Origin of the sequence: Coprobacillus cateniformis, assembly GCF_009767585.1 — a bacterium.
GTDB lineage: Bacteria > Bacillota_I > Bacilli_A > Erysipelotrichales > Coprobacillaceae > Coprobacillus > Coprobacillus cateniformis.
The window spans coordinates 1,444,872-1,466,403 of the sequence record NZ_WSNW01000001.1 but is presented as its reverse complement, the minus strand read 5'-3'; the positions used below and the strand labels follow the sequence as shown (position 1 = coordinate 1,466,403).

Here is a 21,532-nt window from a genome sequence, read left to right as displayed (position 1 = left end):
ACCGCGTATATATACGTCTCTGGAGTTTTTCCAGAGGCGTTTTTGTTTTAGGAGGGTGATGATTATGCGGCGATTAGGGAGATATGAATTTTAATAAACAAAAATATAAAGGAAGAGGAGAAAAAAATATTATGGAAAAGAAACAATATAAAAAAGTTGTATTAGCATATTCAGGGGGATTAGATACTTCAATTATTATCTCTTGGTTAAAAGAAAATTATGGTTGTGAAGTGATTGCTGTAGCAGGAGATGTTGGTCAGGCAGATGAACTTGAAGGATTAGAAGCAAAAGCTTTAGCTACTGGAGCATCAAAATATTATGTTGCGGATTGTAAAGAAGAATTTGTGAATGATTTTATTTTTCCAGCAGTGAAAGCCAATGCTATGTATGAAGGAAAATATTTACTTGGAACATCACTTGCAAGACCAATTATTGCGAAGAAGTTAGTTGATATCGCAAAAGCTGAAGGTGCCGATGCAATTTGTCATGGATGTACGGGTAAAGGTAATGATCAAGTCAGATTTGAATTAACAATTAAGGCTTTTGCACCAGATATGGATATTATTGCACCTTGGAGAACATGGGAATTAAAAAGCAGAGAAGATGAAATCGAATACGCAGAGGCAAGAAATATTCCTTTAAAGATTAATAAAGAAACAAATTATTCAAAGGATAAGAACTTATGGCATTTGTCTCATGAAGGATTAGATCTTGAAGATCCACAAAATGAACCAATGTATGATAAGATTTTAGAAATGGGTGTCACACCAGAACAAGCACCTGATACACCAACATATATGACATTAACATTTGAAAAAGGTGAACCAGTTGCGTTAAATGGTGAGAAAATGAATGGTGTTGATTTAATTTTGAAATTAAATGAACTTGGTGGAGCCAATGGAATTGGAATTATTGACATGGTAGAAAACAGATTGGTTGGTATGAAATCAAGAGGTGTTTATGAAACACCTGGAGGAACAATTCTTTATAAAGCACATGGAGATTTAGAAGAAATTACACTAGATAAAGAAACACAGCACTTTAAACAACAGGTATCATTGAAATTAGCAGATATCTTATATAATGGTCAATGGTATACACCACTTACAAAAGCTTTATTGGCATTTATTGATGAAACTCAAAAAACAGTAAATGGTGAAATTAAATTAAAATTATACAAAGGAAATATTACAAATGCAGGGATGAGTTCACCTGATACATTATATAGTGAACAAACTGCTTCATTTGGAGAAGATGAAGATTATAATCAAATGGATTCACAAGGATTCATTAACTTATATGGTTTACCAATTAAGGTGAAAGCATTATTAGATCAACAAAGAAATAAATAGGGGAGTGAATATGATGGCATTATGGGCAGGTAGATTTAAGAAGGAAATTGATGAGAATGTGAATGCTTTTAATTCATCTCTTTCATTTGATGCAAGAATGTATAAACAAGATATTATGGGTAGTCAAGCACATGCTAAGATGTTAGAAAAACAAGGTATTATCAGTGCATCAAACTTAAAAGAAATTTTAGATGGATTAGATAAAATCTTACATGATCTAGAGAATGGTGATTTGTTATTTGATCCTACAGCAGAAGATATTCATATGTTTATTGAAAGTGAATTAACAAAACTCTATCCAGAAAGTGGCAAAAAGCTTCACACAGCAAGATCAAGAAATGATCAAGTTGCTTTAGATTTACGTTTATATACACGTGATGAAATGTTAGCAATAAAGCAGATGTTAATCAATATTATTGAAGTTATTATTGAACAGGCCTCTCATCATACAGAAACAATCATGTGTGGATATACACATTTACAACGTGCCCAACCTATAACATTTGCTCATCATCTTATGGCTTATGCGGAGATGTTCTATAGAGATATCACAAGAATAGATGATTGTTATGAAAGAATGAATGTTTCACCATTAGGGAGTGGTGCTCTAGCAACAACAACCTATTCAATTGATAGAAACTTTGTTGCTGAACAATTAGCAATGAAAGATATTACTTATAATTCAATGGATGGAGTGAGTGATAGAGATTACGCTATTGAATTTGCATCTGCTTTAGCATTAATTATGATGCATTTATCAAGATTCAGTGAAGAGATGATACTTTGGTGTTCGTGGGAATTTAAATATATTGAATTAGATGATGCTTATGCAACAGGTTCAAGTATTATGCCACAAAAAAAGAACCCTGATATTGCGGAATTAGTCAGAGGGAAAAGTGCTAGAGTGATTGGCGATGTTTCAACATTACTCACAATGATGAAAGGTTTACCTTTAGCCTATAATAAAGATATGCAAGAAGATAAAGAAGCTTTGTTTGATGCGATTGATACTGTTAAACTTTGTTTACCTGTCTTTACAGATATGTTGAAGACAATGAAAGTCAATACTGAGAAAATGAGGGAATTTGCAGCCAAAGGTTTTATTAACGCAACAGATTGTGCTGATTACTTAGTTAAACATGGAAAAGCCTTCAGAGATGCTTATAAAACAACGGGAGAATTGGTAGCTTATTGTATTGATCATGACCTTGTTTTAGAAACATTACCACTAGATATTTATCAACAACACGATCAAGCATTTGAAGAATCTATTTATGAAGCTATTTCATTGGATACATGTGTTATGAATAGGAAAGTTGATGGGGGACCATCACCTGTTGCTGTTCTTAAAAGTATTCAAATTATGAAAGAAAAGGTAGGTGCATTGTCTTGATAAAAGTAGGAATTATTGGTGTCAGTGGTTATGCAGGTGTAGAATTGTTAAGATTGTTATTAAATCATGATGATGTGGAAATTGTTTCCATAGGGGCAAGAAGTTATCAAGGACAACCTATCTCTGAAATGTATCCATCATTCTATGGAATATGTGATATGATTTGTGAATCAGATGATGATGTCTTAAAGAAAGCAGATATGATATTTGCATCTTTACCACATGGATTAAGTGAAAAATATGCAAAGTATTGTAATGACCATCAAAAGAAGTTTATTGATTTGGGAGCAGATTTTAGATTAGATAAGGAACAGGATTATCAAGAATGGTATAATCTTGATTACAATGAAAAAGAACTTCATCATAAACAGGTTTATGGTTTATGTGAAGTCAATAGAGATAAAATCAAGGAGGCAACAATAATAGGGAATCCAGGTTGTTATCCAACTTCAATAACATTAGGGTTATATCCTTTATTAAAAGAAGGTATGAATAAAAATAATCATTTCATTATTGATTCTAAATCAGGAACAACTGGAGCTGGAAAATCATTAAGTGAAGATACCCATTTTCCTAGATGTAATGAATCTTTCCATCCTTATAAATTAGCAACGCATCGACATACACCTGAGATTGAACAAGAGTTATCAAAAATGGCTCATGATGATATTCATGTGACTTTTGTTCCTCATTTATTACCAGTTAATAGGGGAATTGTATCAACAATCTATGTTGATTTAAAAGATGATATTCAATTTTCTGATATTATCAAAATATATCATGATTATTATGATCAAGAATATTTTATAAGAGTTTTAAAGACTGGAAAAGTCGCTGATTTAAAGTTTGTTAAATATTCTAATTTTTGTGATATATCATTACATTATGATAAGAGATATCATAAACTTATTATTGTTTCAACTATTGATAATATGGTGAAAGGTGCTGCAGGACAAGCTATCCAAAATATGAATATCATGTATGACATAGAAGAAACAAAAGGATTAAAGATGGTTTCACCATCTTTCTAGAGGGGGAAATAATATGAAGGAAGTAAAAGGTGGAGTTTGTGCTCCTTTAGGATTTCAAGCTACTGGAATACATTGTGGTATAAGAAAGAATAAAACCAAAAAGGATTTATCACTGATTGTGAGTGATGTCATGTGTCATGCGGCAAGCACATATACATTAAATAAAGTGAAAGGTGCACCTATTGTTGTTACGAAACAACATTTGTTAAATGGTGAAGCAAAAGCTATTATTTGTAATAGTGGTAATGCAAATACTTGTAATCCAAATGGTGAAGATATAGCTAATCAAGTCTGTGAGTTGTGTGCAGATGCATTAAATATCAAAGCAGATGATATTATTGTTGCATCCACAGGAGTTATTGGTCAGCCATTAGATATTACACCATTTCAAACACATATGGATAAACTTGTTTCATCTTTAAATAACAATGGAAGTGAAGCAGCATGTGAAGGAATTATGACAACAGATACTGTGAAAAAAGAATATGCTGTTGAATTTGAATTAAGTGGACAGACATGTCATATTGGTGCAATAGCTAAGGGAAGTGGTATGATTCATCCTAATATGGCAACAATGCTTGCTTTTGTGACAACTGATGTAGCCATTTCAAAAGAGATGTTAAATACTGTGATTCAAGAAGTTGTTGCAGATACATTCAATATGGTCAGCGTTGATGGTGATACATCAACAAATGATATGTTGAGTGTTATGGCTAATGGACTTGCTAAAAATAATATCATTATTGATAAAGATGCTGATTATGAAGTTTTTAAAGAAGCTCTTATGTATATTTGTATCTGTTTATCAAAAGGAATTGCTAAAGATGGTGAAGGTGCAACAAAACTACTCACTTGTACTGTCTCTCATGCTTGTTCTGTGCAAGATGCCAAAACTGTTGCTAAATCAGTGATTACGAGTTCATTATTCAAGGCTGCAATGTTTGGAAAAGATGCCAATTGGGGACGTATCTTGTGTGCTATTGGATATTGTGATGCATCTTATGATGTGGATAAGATTGAAGTGCATTTAGCGAGTCAAGCTGGTCAAATACTGGTCTGTCAAAATGGTAGGGGATATCCATTTGATGAAGATGAGGCATTAAAAGTATTGAGCGAAGATGAGATAGATGTTTTGATTAATTTACATGATGGATCACATCATGCAACTGCATGGGGTTGTGATCTCACTTATGATTATGTCAAGATTAATGGGGATTATAGAACTTAGAGGGGTTTATATATGGATAAAAATTCAATTGTAAAGGCAGAAGTCTTGTCACAGGCTTTGCCTTATATACAAAAATATAATAGTAAGATTGTTGTCATTAAATATGGTGGAAATGCTATGATTAATGAAGAACTGAAAATGAATGTCATTAAAGATGTTGTTTTATTATCAGAAATTGGTGTCAAGGTCATTCTTGTTCATGGTGGTGGTCCAGAAATTAATAGAACATTAGATAAAATGGGTAAAGAAACACAGTTTATTAATGGCTTGAGATATACTGATGAAGAGACAATTGATGTTGTTCAAATGGTTTTGGCAGGTAAAACAAATAAAGATCTTGTTAAACTCATTATGCAAAAAGGTGGAAATGCTGTTGGGATTAGTGGTGTTGATAACCAATTAATTATTGCAAAGAAGCATGAGTCAGAAGATGATTTAGGATATGTTGGAGATGTTGACAAAATCAATCCAAATATTATTATTGATATGTTAGATAAAGGTTATATTCCAGTCATTGCAAGTGTAGGCACTGATGAAGAAGGCCATACCTACAATATTAACGCTGATACTGCTGCTGCTGAAATAGCTGGGGCATTAGGAGCAGAGAATATGATTCTCGTGAGTGATATTCCAGGCTTATTAGCTGATAAAGATGATGAAGGGACATTGATTCCTTTGGTTCATGTATATGAAGTTAACAGTCTTATTGAAAAGGGGATTATTGGTGGTGGCATGATTCCTAAAGTCGACTGTTGTGTGAGAGCTATTCGCCAAGATGTAAAAAAAGCTGTTATTATTGATGGAAGAATACCACATTCTATTTTAATTGAAATGCTTTCTAAAGAAGGCATTGGAACAATGTTTAAAAGATAAACAAGGAGAGATATATGGTTAATTTAAAACAAAGAAGTTTTTTAACTTTAAAAGATTATTCTCAAGAAGAAATTAGATACTTGTTAGATTTAGCACATAAACTTAAAAAATCAAAAAAAGAAGGAAGAATTGGAAAAACATTAGAAGGAAAGAATATCGTTCTCCTTTTTGAAAAAACATCAACACGTACACGCTGTGCTTTTGAAGTTGCAGCTTTAGATGAAGGTGCTCATGTCACATTCTTAAGTAACTCACAAATGGGTAAGAAAGAATCAATAGAAGATACTGCAAAAGTATTAGGAAGAATGTATGATGGAATTGAGTTTAGAGGATTTCAACAGAAAACTGTTGAAGATTTAATGAAATATTCAGGAGTTCCTGTATGGAATGGTTTAACTGATGTTGATCATCCAACACAAACTTTAGCTGATTTTCTTACGATTGAAGAACATCTCAGCAAACCTTTAAATGAAGTTAAATTTGTTTTTACTGGAGACATTAGAAATAACGTTTGTTATGGTTTAATGTATGGAGCAGCAAAAATGGGTATGCATTTTGTATGTTTAGGACCAAAGAGTCTAGATATAAATCCAGAAGTTTTACAGTATTGCCAAACAGAAGCAGAAAAATCTGGTGGAAAATTAGAAGTTTTAGATAATGTTGAGGAAGCTGTTCAAGATGCAGATGTTATTTATACAGATATCTGGGTAAGCATGGGTGAAGATGAAGCTTTATACAAACCAAGAGTAGAAATGCTATCTCCATACAAAGTTACAAGTGAAATGATGCAGAAAACAGGTAAAGATTCAACAATCTTTATGCATTGCTTACCATCATTTCATGATTTTGAAACTGAAGTTGCAAAAGCAAAATATGAACAAGGAATTGATATTAGAGAAGTCGAAGATGAAGTCTTTAGATCATCACAATCTGTGGTTTTTGATGAAGCAGAAAATAGAATGCATACTATTAAAGCTGTCATGGTAGCAACAATTGGAGAGAATTTAGATTTATAAAAGTGAAAAGATTCAAATCTATAATATATAGACGTGAATCTTTTTTTTATTTATAAATAATGTAGAACAATATCTTTAAATTCTAATAGATTTTTAGTGTTTTTCATGATATTTAAGATATCCTGATTTTCAAATAATGAGAGTATAGATTCATTAATTGTTAAAAAGATTTGTTTATCAAGTTTGTTAATAGCAATGACCAATACTACATTGACATTATTATTTCCCCATATTATTCCTTTTTTACTCATAACAATACCAATCTTTGTTTGAAAAGCATCCATATGTACAGAATGAGGAATGGCAATATTGCCAAAAGAAGTAGAAGAGGCTTTCTCTCTTTCAAAAACATATTCCTTAAAAGAAGATGAGACAAAACCTAATGTTCTCATTTGATCACATACAATTTGAATAGTTTCTTCTCGAGATACATTTTCTAATGTAAAGAACAAATCTTTATGAAAGTATTGATCAAAATTATTAAAAATAAGTTCTTTTTTCTTTGATTGTTGAATTTCATAGATTTTCTCATGTATAGCTCGTTTTTGTTTATCTAAACGAAACGGTGAAATCAAAATGAATGAATAATGATAGTTTCTTTCATCTTTTATAAGAGTAATCAATAAATCAAAAGAATAAGACTCTAATTCTTCATAATCAGATACAATAGCATCTATAATTATATCATCAGAGAAATCCTTTAGTAATTGATTATATATCTTTTTTTTAATATTAAGATAGTGAGAACATAAAAGTACACACTTCAATTTATCTTTTGAAGTATTTTGTCTATCAATCTCATTTCCAATATGTAGAAAGATAAAAGCAACTTCATCTTCTGCTATTTCAATTTGATAAATATCTGATAACTTTAATGATATAAAAATGGCTATATCGTAGATAATTGGCCAATCTTTCTTGATTTGTTCTGATAAAGGATTCTTATTATATTTATTGAGTGAAGCTCTTGTAATTAATGATTGAATATGTAAAGCAAACGGAATAATAAAACTCTCATGACTTAAATTAATAGAATACAGTTCTGAAACTTCATTAATAATTTTATCAACTGTGTTCATATAATCAGACCTAATCACTTTTTTAATAACATCATAATTACCGTCAATAAAATAATTCACATTTGTTTTAAAAAGAATATATATTTCATTCTTTTCGTAAGCATTCAATGTTAATGAAAAGTCTTTTTCTATTCTTGAAGATAAAGCTTTAAGTAATTCTGAATCTTGAGAACTCTTTGTGATTACTTCTCTAATCTCTGAAAGATAATGCCCTTTTTTTACTCTTTCAATGAGAATAGAGAAGTGCAATAATAAATTCATATAAGAAAAATCATTTAAATTATATGCTCCTTTTCTAAAAAAATCATTTATAATATTTGTTATTTTTTCAATATCTTGATTATTAAATGATTGTTTTAATTTTTTTAAATCAAGGACACTATTCTTTGTTTCTTGAAGTATAATATGTGACAATAATGAACGCTTATCTTTCTCAGAACCTTTTATTTGTATAATGTCATTGTGTGTAACAAAATGAATACGAAATGTTTGGAACAGTGTGTTCATTTTTGTAAGATCACTTTTAAGAGTAGAATAACTCATAAAAAGTTCATCACAAAGATCAAAGATATTAAGTGTTTGATGTTCAATTAGTATCTTTTTTATAATATAATATGCTCTTTCAGAATAATTTTGAGGTAAAGATAATTGTTCTTCTAAAAAAGAAAGGTTGTTTTGTTTTATGATAGTATACCCTTGATGAGAAGAAAAGATGATTTTTTGATTTGTCATTGAATTGATATCTTTGACATATATTTTAACGGTTCTTATAGAAATATTGAGAAATTTGGCTAACTGTATGGCTGTACAGGGGGCGTTTTTTTCCATAAGATAAAGAATTAATTTTTTCTTTTTATTTGTTAACATTTTATCACCCTCATTTTGATTTTATTATAATGTAATCAAAATATGAAATCAACTAATGAAGTTCACTATACAGTGCAACTTTTTATTTTTGTGCTTTATTATGCACGAGGGTGTGCAAAAGTGAAGTTGAGACATCTTTTATATTAAACTATAATGAAATTACCATAGAGGAAGGAGAGAGAAAAATGGAAAATATAAAAGTTTTATTATGTTGTGGAGCAGGTTTATCAAGTGGTTTTTTAGCACAAAGAGCAAGAAAATCGGCTAAAAAAAGAAATCTGGATATAAAGATAGAGGCTAAAAGTGAGACTGAGGCTATATTACATTTAAAAAAAATCGATATCTTATTATTGGCACCTCATTATGAAAATTTTAAAGACAAATTCACAGAGTTAGCAAAACCATTAGATGTCGCAGTAGGGGTAATTCCACAAAATGTTTATGGAACTTTGGATGGTGATAAACTCATTGAGTATGCATTAGAACTTTATAAAAATAAAGAATAGATAAAAATAGAGGAAAGTGGAGGATGAAAATATGAATCGTTTTATGGATTGGTTAAGCAATTCTTTTACACCAACAATGAATAAGTTTGCACAAAGACCTTGGGTAGCTGCCTTATCAAGTTCCATGCAGAAAATTATTCCATTTATTTTAACAGGATCAATTATTCATTTATATAATGTTTTACGATCTTACATAACAACTTTACCAAATTTAGTGAGAATCATTAATTTCTCGTTTGGAATGTTAGGGCTATTAACTGCATTTATGGTTGCTAATCAAGTGATGGAGAAATTAGGACATACCAAATATACCATTAATGCAGGTTTAACTGCTATTTCAGTATTTTTAATGTTTATTAAACCAATTATTAATGACAATGGAGTTCTAACTGTTGAATTCGCACGTTTTGGACCTACTGGTATTATTGTTGGAATTGTTGCAGGGTATTTAGTATCTATTATATTTCATTTCATTGGGAAGAGAGATTTATTAAGTGAATCAAGTTTACCAGACTTTGTTATTGGCTGGGTTCAAAATATTATTCCAATTTTTACATCAATTGCTGTAGCAGTATTATTAACTTTCAAGTTTGATATAGATTTATTTGCACTTATATTAAAAGTGTTTTCTCCAATTCAAGGATTTGGGCAAACTTTACCTGGTTTTGTTTTACTCATTTTCTTAATGACATTCTTTTATACATTAGGAATATCTCATTGGTTATGGAATGGAATTAAAACACCTATTTTTATGGCTGGCATTGCAGCAAATATTGCAGCTGTAGAGCAAGGCTTATCTGCAACTAATATAGCAACGAATGAAGCTGTTTTTACTGCTGGTTTGATTACAATGGGAGGTATGGGAGCAACATTGACATTAAATTTGTTAATGTGTTTCTCTAAATCAAAAAGTTTAAAGACAGTAGGAAGACTCTCAATTTTACCATCTATTTTCAATATTAATGAACCCATTATGTATAGTGCACCAATTGTTATGAACCCATTATTAATGGTACCAATGTGGATTAACGCTATCACAGGGCCGTTAGTTATTTGGTTTACAATGAGAAGTGGATTCTTGAATATTCCATCTAAAATGATTCAAGTAGGACAAATTCCTGCACCATTATCTAGTGTTATGATTACAGAAGATTTACGTGCAATTATTGTCTATATTCTTTTGTTTATCATATATCTTGCAACATGGTACCCATTCTTTAAAGTCTATGAAAAACAAAGAATAACGGAAGAGGAATTTGAAGCAACAAGTAAATAAAATAGAAGGGAATAAGAAACAATGATATATGCAGATGAAGAATTATTAGAGCAAGAAAATGAATTAAATACAGTTGCTATGGAGATTATTTTACATGCTGGTCATGCTAAAACATTGGCTGATGAAGCTTTTCAACTTGCAAAAGAGGAAAAATTTAAAAAAGCATATGAAAGAATAGAAGAAGCTACAACTTATGGTATTTTAAAAGCACATCAATCTCAAGTGCAAGTTATTCAAGATGAAGCACAAGGAATTATTCATAAACCTTCTTTGCTATTCAATCATGCTCAAGATCATTTAATGACAATAATGTCAGAGGTTCAGACAACAAAGAAACTGATTGAATTATATGAACTAATAGTTAATAGATATGGCTCAATAGGAGGTTCGCTCAATGGATAATAACACGTTTGCTTTCCCTTCTCATTTCTTATGGGGTGGAGCAACAGCAGCATGTCAAATTGAAGGTGCTTACAATGTTGATGGGAGAGGACTTTCTACATCTGACATTCATAAATATGATACTGGTTTGGATAGGAAAAAGTATCGACATAAATTAGTGGAAAATGAACATACAAGTGCAACTTTGTCTGCTGCGATAGCTGATAAAGAAGGGTATTATCCCAAAAGATTTGGAAATGGGTTTTATTATCGATATAAAGAAGACATTGCTTTAATGAAAGAATTGGGATTGAATAGTTTTCGTTTTTCAATCTCATGGTCACGAATTTTCCCTAAAGGTGATGAGTTAGAGCCAAATCAAAAAGGACTTGAATTCTATGATAGAGTGATTAATGAGGTTATTAATGCAGGGATGGAACCAATTGTTACGATGTTCCATTATGATATACCACTTCATCTTTTAACACAATATGGTGGTTTTAAAAATCCTAAATTGATAGAGTTTATGACAAGGTATGCAAGAGTTCTTTTAAATAGATATGGTGATAGAGTGAAGTATTGGATTCCGTTCAACCAAACAAATTTAATTCAATATTGTTCTTTTAAGTCTTTAGGAATTTTAAGGGATCAAACAGATAATCTTGTGGAAGATCAATATCGTGCTATCCATAATCAATTTCTTATTAATGCAAAAATAAAAAAATATGCGAAGTCATTAAATTCTCATATAGAAATTGGCATCATGTTAGCAGATTGCACATATTATCCACGTACTTGTAAGCCGCAAGATATTGTTTTTGCTATGAAAAGAATTCGTATGCAATACTTTTATGCTGATGTTCCTTTAAGAGGAGAATATCCTGGTCATATGTTAAGGTACTTCAATGAAAATAATATTCGAATTGATATAAGCGAAGAAGATAAAAGTCTTCTTAAAGAGAATACTTTAGACTTTTTAGCATTCTCTTATTACTATTCAAGGACACTTGATTCTCAAAAGAATACAATGGATCCAGCCACTATTAGTGAGAATCCTTATTTAAAAAGTAATGATTGGGGATGGACGATTGATCCATTAGGGTTATATAATGCTATAAGTCAATATTGGGATCGTTATCAAAAACCAATAATGATTGCTGAAAATGGTTTTGGTTATGAAGATGTATTTGAAGATGGAGTGGTTCATGATGATTATAGAATAGATTATTTAAGACAACATATTTTAGTTGTTGGTGAAGCGATTAAAGATGGTGTAAATGTCTTTGCCTACTTACCATGGGGGCCAATTGATTTAGTTAGTTCAGGAACTGCTGAGATGAGCAAGAGATACGGTTTTGTTTATGTTGATTTAGATGACTATGGAAGAGGAACAGGTGAGCGGTTTAAAAAAGATTCTTTTTATTGGTATCAAAAGGTTATTGCTAGTCATGGTACAATTTTATAATATATAATTATTTAATATTAAAAGGGGAGATAATCAGTTTTTCTGATTATCTCCTTATAAATTAAGTATTTTGAGATCTTTATTTAAACTTATTTTCTGGCAACTACACAAATTGTATTTTCTTGACAATTATTTTCACCAGCAACATTCCCATAAAAAGAAATATCTTGAAAACCAACAGCTTCCAAATCATTTTTTAATTCTTGAACAGTAAAAGCATGTTCCCAAACATTATAATGACAAATCTCATCTTCCGTGATGACAACATATTGATTTAAGTAAGTATTCTGCTCACTATAACAATAAAAGGAATGGAGAAGGAGATGAGGAGAACTACTCCAAAATCCATTGTCTTGTGCCTCCCAACTACGCTCTTCTTTACAACCATAATATTTAGCTGGAGTAAAAACATCAAATATGAAAACGCCCTGTTGTGATAAGACATGATAAACTTTCTTAAGAAGAGTATGTCTTTCTTGAGGAGATAAAACTCCATAATCACAATATATAAGTGTTACCAAATCAAATGTTTTTTGAAATTCATACTCAATATAACTATTTAATATATAATCTATATTCATATTATTTTTCATAGCGGATTGTTTGGCATACATAATAGATCTTTTAGAAATATCTATTCCAGTCACATAATATCCTCTATTATAAAAACGTTCAGTATAAATTCCAGGTCCACATCCTAAATCTAAAAGATTATGATATTTTGTTGGAGGGAAAAGTTCAGATATCCAATTTACAGATTTATTCACGAACTTAATATTTCGTGATGCAGAGTCTAAACTTTCATCTAAATGTGCTTGAAGCATACCTTTTGAAACATAATCATTATCCCATATATTATATTGTGTTTTTTCATATAATTTTGGTTTAACTTGTAAAAAACTTAATAATTTATCCATATTTTCTATCCTTTCAATTATTTAACGGTAACTATATAAATAAAAAAACTGTGGCATTTCCACAGTCAAAATTTCTTAAACATATGTGGAAAATTTAAATAATCATTTATGCACAATGAAAATAACCTGTTTTTAACAGGAGTATTTAACTCTGTGATTGTGATTATTTTTGTTTCCACGTTTCACTTATGTTACTGATTTTGCAACATCAAGTGCGCCGGATAGAATCATCTCCCTATATAGTTACCGTGCATCTATTATATAATGAATGATTTATAAAAGCAATAATGTTTTTTGATTCAATTGACCATAGTATGCTTTATCTTTAATAAGTATCAAATTTCTATTCAAATCAACAAAATTGTGCAACTATTTACAATTGATTATATGCTATAATTTGGTAAAATAAATATGTAAAAAAAGGGAGGAAAGAAAAATGAAAAAATTGTTAAGTGTTTTATGTATCTCATTGTTGTTATTAGGGGCTATGCCTGTTATTCATGTACATGATGATAAATGTGGATATGATCCTAAGACACAAACAGGTTGTACATTTGAATATGGTATTGCACCATGTGAAGATAGACTTCCTGGAGCTTAAAAGGAGGGAACATGATAAATAATTTTGGTGGGATTATTAAGCTTAATAGAATTCAGCAAGGACTGACGTTGGATTATATTAGTTATAAAACGGGAATCTCAAAGAGTCAAATAAGTAGAATAGAAAGAAATAAAGAACAGATTACATTTGAAAATGTTGTTAAAATTTTCTCTGTTATGAATATTGAAGTGAGTAATGAAAATTTTGAAACACAATTTGAAAAAGATTTTCAGACTTTTTATAGTGATGTTGTATATGTTAAAGATATTGAGAACTCATATAAAGTAATTAGAAGTTATAGTGATAAAATCAAATCTTCATTATCATATATTAAATATTTATTATGTGAATTAATTTATATGGTAATGAAAGGATATTCACAAAAGATTGAGACTTATCTATTTATTGAAAAATACTTTGAGTATCTTGAGTCTTATCAAATTCAATTGTTTTATGATTATCTTGGAGTTATTTCATATGGAAATAAATTATATAAAGAAAGTTATAATTATTATAATCAAGCGTTTTCGTATAGGGGTAATGATTATTCTAATGCAATGGTTTATTTTCATAGAAGTATTCCATTAACAATCTTTGGAGAGTTAAGTGATGCCTTAGAATGTGCTATTCAGGCAAGGGATATATTTACAAAAACAGTCAATATAAAAAGATTAACTTCAGTTAATTTTCAAATTGCAGTGATATATTCAATGAATGGTCATTTTAAACAATCAGAAAAATTGAATCTTGCATGTATTGAAGCCTTCAATAATTTGGGGATGGTTAAGGAAGTTGAAGATACATATAATAATTTAATATGGGGTTATGTGCGTTCAAGAGAGTTTGATAAAATTATTGATTTAGAAAATAAGGCTCTAGATATTATGCATCACGATCATTGTATCTGTTTTTATCTATCTTATGCTTATTATAAACTTCAAAACAAAAAGAAGGCATCTGAGTATATTAGAAAAGCTAAAGTTCAAATGAATAATCCAACTGAATATATGAAAGCAATGATTAATGCATTCCAAGTTTATTTATCAAAATCCAGTGATGAAAGAAAAGAGAAACAGTTATTAAAGGTTCATCAAATTACTAAAGAAACAAGACAATATGATTTGGAAGTATTTACAATGGAATTGTTAAGGGAATTTTATCAATCTGTTCATAATACTGAAAAAGAATATGAATGCATGGAGAAACTTATTCAGTATTATAAAAAAAGAAGATAATGTTGAAGGAAATCTCACTATTGTAGTGGGATTTTTGAGTTTTTCATGGATTTTTTGTGCAACTTTTAATTATTGACTGATGTAAATCGTTTTAGTATCTTAAAGATAAGGAGATGATAGTATGAAAAAATATTTAAAATTAATTGCAATTTTATCTGTTACATTTTGTACTTTCTTATCTACAAGCAGTGTTGTAAAGGTTATGGCATTAGAAGGTATTAGTACATATGATTCGGTGACAGAAGGGGGATCTGGTACTTGTTATTTTTCATCTGGATCACAAACCTATTCGAGTACAAAAAAAGGTTCAAAAACTTTTGAGTTAACCTCAGTATCAGATTACACAAAATATATTAATGTAGAGATAACAATTACAAATGGGTACATTAAGGATGAATTAAATGGTGGAAAAACAGTTCTTTCTTCATCAACAGGTGGTAGTAAAACAGGAACATTAAAAACTTCTGGAAAAAAAGCTAGATATACATTTGTTTCATATAATGGAAATGTAAATGGTTATAAAATTACAAGATACTATGCATATGCATAATATTCTCTTGAGATAGATAAATAAGATTGGCAGTCATGTCAATCTTATTTATCTATCTATAACTAGTCTTCGTTTGATTATGTTTCAATTTAAAAAATTATTTGTTAAATAATTATAAAAGAAAAGTATGAAATATGTTTAGATATAATCAAGTTAGAAAGGAAAAGCAGTTTATGAAAATTAATAATATTACGAAAATATATCATAATAAATATAATATTATAGAGGCAATAAGTGATATTACATTAGAATTTAATCTTTGTGGACTGATAAGTATTTTAGGACCAAGTGGATCTGGAAAAACAACTTTATTAAATATAATATCTGGTAAGGATAAAAATTATACAGGTGAAATAATAGATAATAATAATATAGAAATTATTGAGCAAGAATTCATGTTATTTGAATCACTAAGCGTATTTGATAATTTAACACTAGTAGCAAGCACCAATAAAGTCATTCACATATTAAAAGAATTCCAAATGCTGAATTATAAAGATAAAATTGTAAAACAACTTTCTAATGGACAAAAGAAAAGAGTTCAAATTATGAGATCATTACTTGTTGAACCAGATATTCTTTTGTGTGATGAACCAACAGCCGCTTTAGACTATGAGAATAGTCAATTTGTATTAGAGATGCTTTCAGTTATAAGTCAAAAAAAATGTGTGATTATGGTGACGCATGAAGTTGCTCTTGCAGAAATGTACAGTACTCGAATAATTAAGATTGATAAAGGGAAGATTCAAGAAGATAAACTTGTTAAGGAAACGACCCCCTTACATACACAGCTTCATTCTCATTCTAGAAAAAGTTTTATGGAACATGTGAAATTTGTCTTGAGAAATATAAAGTCAAGATGGATGTTATCACTGTTAAGTTTGTTTGTTTTGTTTGTTTCAGTGATTGGTGTTTATGCATCATTAAATATGTATAGTACAGTGGAGGAAACTTCAAAAAATGATTTAACGAACTATTATGGTAAAAATATTATTGCTTTAACCCCACATCAAAAGAAAGTGGACTCAAAAGACTTTTGGACACATTTTGATAATATAACTTATCAAGATATAAACAAAATACTATCAGAGATTCCAGAAATACAAGCCTATACTTGTGGAATTGACAGAGCAAATTACGCCTACATTGCTGGAGAAAAAGAATCCCCTTATCAGAAAATATTTGAAGAAAAAAATGATGATGGACTATATTATACATGGATGCCAATAGTGCCTTATGTTATTTTAAACAGGCAAGATTCGCAAGATACAGGAAGAGTTTATCAATTGAAAGAGGGAGCCAATCTCAATGTTTCTTATGGAAAACAGTGTCAAAAAAAAGATGAGGCTATGCTTAGTTATCAAACAGCATTATATTATGCAAAGATATATGGATATGATGATGTAGAAAAATTATTAAATCAAGAAATTTCTTTTTATCAGACTATTGATAACGGAATCATTATTGACTCACCATATAGATTGAAAGTGACAGGTATTTTGACAGAGTCAAATCGCTACGAATATCAAATATTTACAGCTAATGGAGTATTTGATAATCTTCAGTCTGAAGTTTTTAATGTTCCAATTGAGAAATGGGTTTATGATTATGTTGATTTTATGGTTGATCCACAATCCTCTATAGGTGAAGTTATTGAGAAAATAAACACTATTTATCAAGGAAAACAAAGCAATTTTGATAGAAAGGCATATGGTGAAATAAGCAGTTTTGATTTACGTCTTGCAGGGGCAGTAAGTCCTAATACCTTACCTGAAATTGATGTGATTTCATTAGTCAAAGTAAGTCTTATAGTTATTATCATGACAATCGTCATTTATGCAATTATAGAGTCTTTCTTTTTAACAAGAAGAAAAAAGGAAAATGACATTCTTAAAAGGTATCAATATAACGTTATTATTGTAACATGTGTTAAGAACTTTATCTTTTTGTTAATGATAGGGTTGATTTTCGTAATATTTGGTCGTTATATTTGTGAGGCAATAAACTCAATTGTCAATGTGATTTTTAGATCTTACAATACTAAAAATACGATTGTAATTTTGGATTATATGAGTTTGACTGCATCACTAGGAATATGTTTTACCTTAATATTCATAGAGGAGGTTATCTTTAATGGTATTAGTACTAGAAAACATAACTAAGAAATATAATAATCAAATATTGTTTGATAATGTAAATTTAGATATTCAAAAATATGGTTTATATTATATTAATGGAGAAAGTGGAAGCGGAAAAACAACCCTTTTATCTATTATTGGTGGATATGAAGGATTTGAAGAAGGTAAGAGAAGAGTTGATAATTCTCTTTCTTTTGCGTATATATTTCAAAACTTTGAACTCATTCAACAATTAACAATATCAGAAAATATTTCTTTATACCAAAAATTAAGCAATGATGAAAATCCTAATAAAGATGTAATTATAGAACAATTAGGATTAAATGAACTTCTTGACCATTTTCCACATGAACTTTCTCATGGACAACAACAGAGGGTTGCTATTGCAAGAGCACTTATGCAAAATACTGATGTTATACTATGTGATGAGCCCACTGAATCTTTAGATAATGATAATAAAGAAATTGTTATGAAACTTTTAAAAAAACTTTCAATAAATCATATTGTAATTGTTGTATCACATGATCAAGAACTCATGAAAAACTATTATGATTGCCAATATCAAATTATGAATCATGTCTTAAAACTTGTAGAAGATAAAAATGTTTGTGAGTATTTTACATATCCATTAAAAATATCAGAACGTATCAATAACAAATATCTTTTAAAGGTAATTAATAAAATCACATTAAAAAGAAATTGTTTTTATTATGGTCTCATATTATTTTTTACATTATTTATTTTTATAAGTATGAGAGCGAATTTACAACTTCTGGATAAAACAAATATAGATATAAAATCTTTAAATGATCATACGATTTATGTTACAGAAACAAGTTTAAATGGTGCACAAAGATATATTCAAGAAGCAGATGATTATCGCAAGGTTTATGCATTTGAAAATCAAGTTGCATTTGAAGAAAAAACTATCAATTTAAAAATACATTCACTTCCTAAGGAGTATCATAAGTTGAATTTCATTGCAGGTGATGATTCTCAAGAGCAGGGTATTATTATTAATCAATTTGCTGCTCAAAAAATTCAAGAAGCAACAAGTATGAGTTTTCAAGATATGATAGGAAAAACAATAACGTTAAAACTTGGAGTAAATTATACTGTTAAAGAATTTAATTTTCCCATATCTGGAATTGTAGAAGAATACAGTGAACTATATACGACCCAGTTATATTATCCTTACGAGACAGTTGTAAATGAACTTAAACACACATATATTAATGAATCAAATAGTGATTTATATACTTATTATCATACTCAATATAATCAAGGATATGAATTGTTTTATGATCTAGATAAGAATACTCAAGATATATATCAACAGTTACAAAAAAGTTATGGGATTATTTGTATGAATGATTTATTAGAAATTACGAATATCCAAAATCATTACGCAGATCTCATCCAATTCATATTTCAGGGTATTATTTATTTACTTATTGGGGTTATTATTGTCTTTATAAGTTTTTTTGCATTCCAGGATTATAGGAAGCAAGCTGGTAATTTTGCCATTATAAATGCTCTTAATATTTCATTAGCAAAAATTGAAAGAAATTATGTTTATATGAACAGGTTACTATTTATAATAACAATGACAGTAGCTATATTATTAGTACAACCATTATATTCCATTTTTTTATTTATTTTAACTATGTTTGTAAACCTAGAAATATATAACCAGACACAAAGTTTTATTTTAAATGAAGTGATTATGAGTATTGTGTTTTTTGTGATTTACACTTGCATGTTATATATGAGTATCAGGAGATATCATCATAAAAGTATGTCAGCAATCATGAAGGAAAATAAGGATATGTAAATTATTGGAATATATTTAATTATTTATCTGTAACCATATTTCAATTAAAATACGAATCACAATTAATCTTTTTGTTAAATTTTAAACTTCTTCATTGTCTTAACAAGGAATGTTATAATATAAGTAGCTTTTTAAAATTAATGGTTATATATCAAATGGACTTACTAAAAGGAAATGAGTAAGAAAGAACAAATATTTATGAAAATGAATAGAATTCATTTTTTGTATACTTGTTTAGAAAGTCATTCGGTAAAATGTCAAGAAAATAAATAAAATCTTTTTTAGATAAATCAAAAACCATCATCTAAAAAAGAGTACACTAAAAAGAAGTATGAAAAAATTTATGAAATTGACAAATTACTCAATGACTGTGTCATGAGACACAGAAACGTATAATTTACTGTCACGTAGCAAGACATAAATTAAACGAACTAGTTTTCTTGATGTAAGGACGAGTGCTCTACGATGCTTGTGTGTAGAGGCTTCGTTATACTTCTTACGATAAAAAGAAGTCGTATAATCAAAGCCATGCATCACTGACATCTGTGTGGATTGAGTTATGTAATATTTTAAATATTTATTACATGAATTCGCTGAATGTTTTTCATCAGCAATAAAATTGCCCGAGTCATTCTTCTTCCAATGGAAACCGGCATATTTAGCCAATGAAGCATCACTTTTGAAATAGGAAATATCACCAATTTCAGAAAGTATACCTGCTGCAAAGACAGGTCCGATACCTGTTATAGACATCAGAGATTGATATCCGTTAGGATAAAGACCTTTCATTTCCTTCTCAATGGCCTTATCAACCATCTTGATTTGAGATTCAATGCATTGAATCAGGTTGATAGAAGCAGTAATTGAGATAGTTATAGGGTCATATGCAGTTTTATCAAGTCTATAGGAAGAACGAATCGCTTTATCAAAAAGAGAAGCAATTTTACCATAATCATCACATCTGTTTTGAGAAGCAGATTTGAAATATTCAATGATTTCATCCAAAGGTTTTTCAGCCAAATCAAAAGGGGAAGCATAATCAGTTAAAAATTTCGTGTTGGAAGCAGAAAAATTATCACTGAAAGGCAAATCCTTATGAGGAAGGGTCATAAGACCAGAAACCTTTAAATAGATATTGTTGAGAACGTAATTCTTTTCTCTAATAAGCTGCTCAGCTAAATGATAACGTTCACGAGTGAGACGTTTAAGAGCGATATGTTGAGCAGCTTTAAAGGGACGAAGCTTTTTACAGCGACCAACACGAGCAAAATCTGCAATCAAAAAAGCATCACCCAGATCAGTTTTTTCCATTTCAATATAAGACTTCTTATAATTGGCAATGGATTTGGCATTAACAGAATATATGATGACAGAAGTGCCGACAATCGAAAGCTGAGATGAAAGATAAGCACAAATATGATAGTCATATATAGAAGTTGATTCAGTAACGATGATGATGGAATCGAACTTTTCTTTATCAACAAAAGCCAAGACAGATGTAATGAGAAGATCACATCCATCAGGGTTATTTGGAAAAGAGAGATTAAAGAAAACATCCTGATTAAAGTTAACAGCACAGACTTGATTATTTTTGGTTGAAACATCAATACCTACAAAGAGAGTGTTCATGGGATCACCACCTTTCAAAAAAGATAAAACTAGAAACAAAATATTGGAAAGACCTCCGTTCTTTAGACATGATGCGACCTCGCCATAAGAATAGAACAATACAGATCAAAGGCTACGTATCACAAAAGTATTGAACAAACAACATTCGGTAAGCAGAGACA

At 29.6% G+C, this 21,532-nt stretch carries 18 protein-coding genes and 1 other annotated feature (1 of these 19 running past the window's edge); of the genes, 15 read left to right on the top strand and 3 right to left on the bottom strand.

From position 1 onward, the window contains the following. Positions 1-24, top strand: a binding site (T-box leader) (it extends 185 nt beyond the left edge of the window). A gap of 107 nt (positions 25-131) precedes the next feature. Genes GQF29_RS07440 through argF form a run of 6 tightly spaced genes read left to right on the top strand, consistent with a single transcriptional unit; the run spans position 132 to position 6,893 of the window. Then, a complete protein-coding gene (locus GQF29_RS07440; protein WP_008789168.1) occupies positions 132-1,352 on the top strand; it encodes an argininosuccinate synthase in 1,221 nt (406 codons plus the stop codon). A gap of 10 nt (positions 1,353-1,362) precedes the next feature. Beyond that, the gene (argH, locus tag GQF29_RS07435; protein WP_008789169.1) at positions 1,363-2,745 is read left to right on the top strand and encodes an argininosuccinate lyase; all 1,383 of its coding nucleotides are present in this window, start codon (positions 1,363-1,365) and stop codon (positions 2,743-2,745) included. After that, positions 2,736-3,776 (top strand): N-acetyl-gamma-glutamyl-phosphate reductase, encoded by a 1,041-nt coding sequence (gene argC, locus GQF29_RS07430; protein WP_199805904.1) that lies wholly within the window; start codon positions 2,736-2,738, stop codon positions 3,774-3,776. Before argH ends, argC begins: the two co-directional genes overlap by 10 nt. A gap of 13 nt (positions 3,777-3,789) precedes the next feature. After that, a complete protein-coding gene (gene argJ / locus GQF29_RS07425) occupies positions 3,790-5,004 on the top strand; it encodes a bifunctional glutamate N-acetyltransferase/amino-acid acetyltransferase ArgJ (RefSeq protein ID WP_008789171.1) in 1,215 nt (404 codons plus the stop codon). A gap of 12 nt (positions 5,005-5,016) precedes the next feature. Further along, entirely contained in the window at positions 5,017-5,877 is an 861-nt protein-coding gene (argB, locus tag GQF29_RS07420; protein WP_008789172.1) for an acetylglutamate kinase, read from the top strand. A gap of 14 nt (positions 5,878-5,891) precedes the next feature. Next, the gene (gene argF, locus GQF29_RS07415; RefSeq protein ID WP_008789173.1) at positions 5,892-6,893 is read left to right on the top strand and encodes an ornithine carbamoyltransferase; all 1,002 of its coding nucleotides are present in this window, start codon (positions 5,892-5,894) and stop codon (positions 6,891-6,893) included. A gap of 50 nt (positions 6,894-6,943) precedes the next feature. Here the strand turns inward: argF and GQF29_RS07410 are convergent, their stop codons facing one another. Further along, a complete protein-coding gene (locus GQF29_RS07410) occupies positions 6,944-8,839 on the bottom strand; it encodes a BglG family transcription antiterminator (RefSeq protein ID WP_117598884.1) in 1,896 nt (631 codons plus the stop codon). A 185-nt stretch (positions 8,840-9,024) separates the two neighbouring features. Between GQF29_RS07410 and GQF29_RS07405 the strand changes: the two genes are divergently transcribed. From GQF29_RS07405 to GQF29_RS07390, 4 genes are read left to right on the top strand one after another with little or no spacing between them, the layout of a single operon-like run. Continuing rightward, positions 9,025-9,345 (top strand): PTS sugar transporter subunit IIB, encoded by a 321-nt coding sequence (locus GQF29_RS07405; protein WP_008789175.1) that lies wholly within the window; start codon positions 9,025-9,027, stop codon positions 9,343-9,345. 31 nt (positions 9,346-9,376) lie between these two features. Then, the gene (locus tag GQF29_RS07400) at positions 9,377-10,621 is read left to right on the top strand and encodes a PTS sugar transporter subunit IIC (protein ID WP_008789176.1); all 1,245 of its coding nucleotides are present in this window, start codon (positions 9,377-9,379) and stop codon (positions 10,619-10,621) included. Positions 10,622-10,642: 21 nt separating this feature from the next. Further along, the gene (locus GQF29_RS07395; RefSeq protein WP_008789177.1) at positions 10,643-11,023 is read left to right on the top strand and encodes a PTS lactose/cellobiose transporter subunit IIA; all 381 of its coding nucleotides are present in this window, start codon (positions 10,643-10,645) and stop codon (positions 11,021-11,023) included. Further along, entirely contained in the window at positions 11,016-12,467 is a 1,452-nt protein-coding gene (locus tag GQF29_RS07390; RefSeq protein WP_008789178.1) for a glycoside hydrolase family 1 protein, read from the top strand. The genes GQF29_RS07395 and GQF29_RS07390 overlap by 8 nt, the downstream gene beginning before the upstream one ends. Before the next feature lie 89 nt (positions 12,468-12,556). Here the strand turns inward: GQF29_RS07390 and GQF29_RS07385 are convergent, their stop codons facing one another. Continuing rightward, a complete protein-coding gene (locus GQF29_RS07385; RefSeq protein WP_008789179.1) occupies positions 12,557-13,384 on the bottom strand; it encodes a class I SAM-dependent methyltransferase in 828 nt (275 codons plus the stop codon). 436 nt (positions 13,385-13,820) lie between these two features. On the opposite strand from GQF29_RS07385, the gene GQF29_RS18365 reads away from it, so the two are divergent. The 5 genes from GQF29_RS18365 (at position 13,821) to GQF29_RS07365 (ending at position 19,742) form a co-directional block, all read left to right on the top strand. Next, positions 13,821-13,985, top strand: a complete 165-nt coding sequence (locus GQF29_RS18365) for a hypothetical protein (RefSeq protein WP_008789180.1) — start codon at positions 13,821-13,823, stop codon at positions 13,983-13,985. 11 nt (positions 13,986-13,996) lie between these two features. Further along, on the top strand, positions 13,997-15,220 hold the full coding sequence (locus GQF29_RS07380; protein ID WP_008789181.1) for a helix-turn-helix domain-containing protein: 1,224 nt from the start codon (positions 13,997-13,999) through the stop codon (positions 15,218-15,220). A gap of 121 nt (positions 15,221-15,341) precedes the next feature. Beyond that, positions 15,342-15,770 carry a hypothetical protein gene (locus GQF29_RS07375; RefSeq protein ID WP_008789182.1) on the top strand — a complete coding sequence of 143 codons (429 nt, stop codon included), beginning with the start codon at positions 15,342-15,344 and terminating at the stop codon, positions 15,768-15,770. A 173-nt stretch (positions 15,771-15,943) separates the two neighbouring features. Next, positions 15,944-17,932 (top strand): ATP-binding cassette domain-containing protein, encoded by a 1,989-nt coding sequence (locus GQF29_RS07370; protein ID WP_017144039.1) that lies wholly within the window; start codon positions 15,944-15,946, stop codon positions 17,930-17,932. Further along, the gene (locus GQF29_RS07365; RefSeq protein WP_008789184.1) at positions 17,904-19,742 is read left to right on the top strand and encodes an ATP-binding cassette domain-containing protein; all 1,839 of its coding nucleotides are present in this window, start codon (positions 17,904-17,906) and stop codon (positions 19,740-19,742) included. Before GQF29_RS07370 ends, GQF29_RS07365 begins: the two co-directional genes overlap by 29 nt. Positions 19,743-20,099: 357 nt before the next feature. Here the strand turns inward: GQF29_RS07365 and GQF29_RS07360 are convergent, their stop codons facing one another. After that, positions 20,100-21,371 (bottom strand): IS110 family RNA-guided transposase, encoded by a 1,272-nt coding sequence (locus tag GQF29_RS07360; RefSeq protein WP_008790900.1) that lies wholly within the window; start codon positions 21,369-21,371, stop codon positions 20,100-20,102. Positions 21,372-21,532 lie beyond the last annotated feature (161 nt).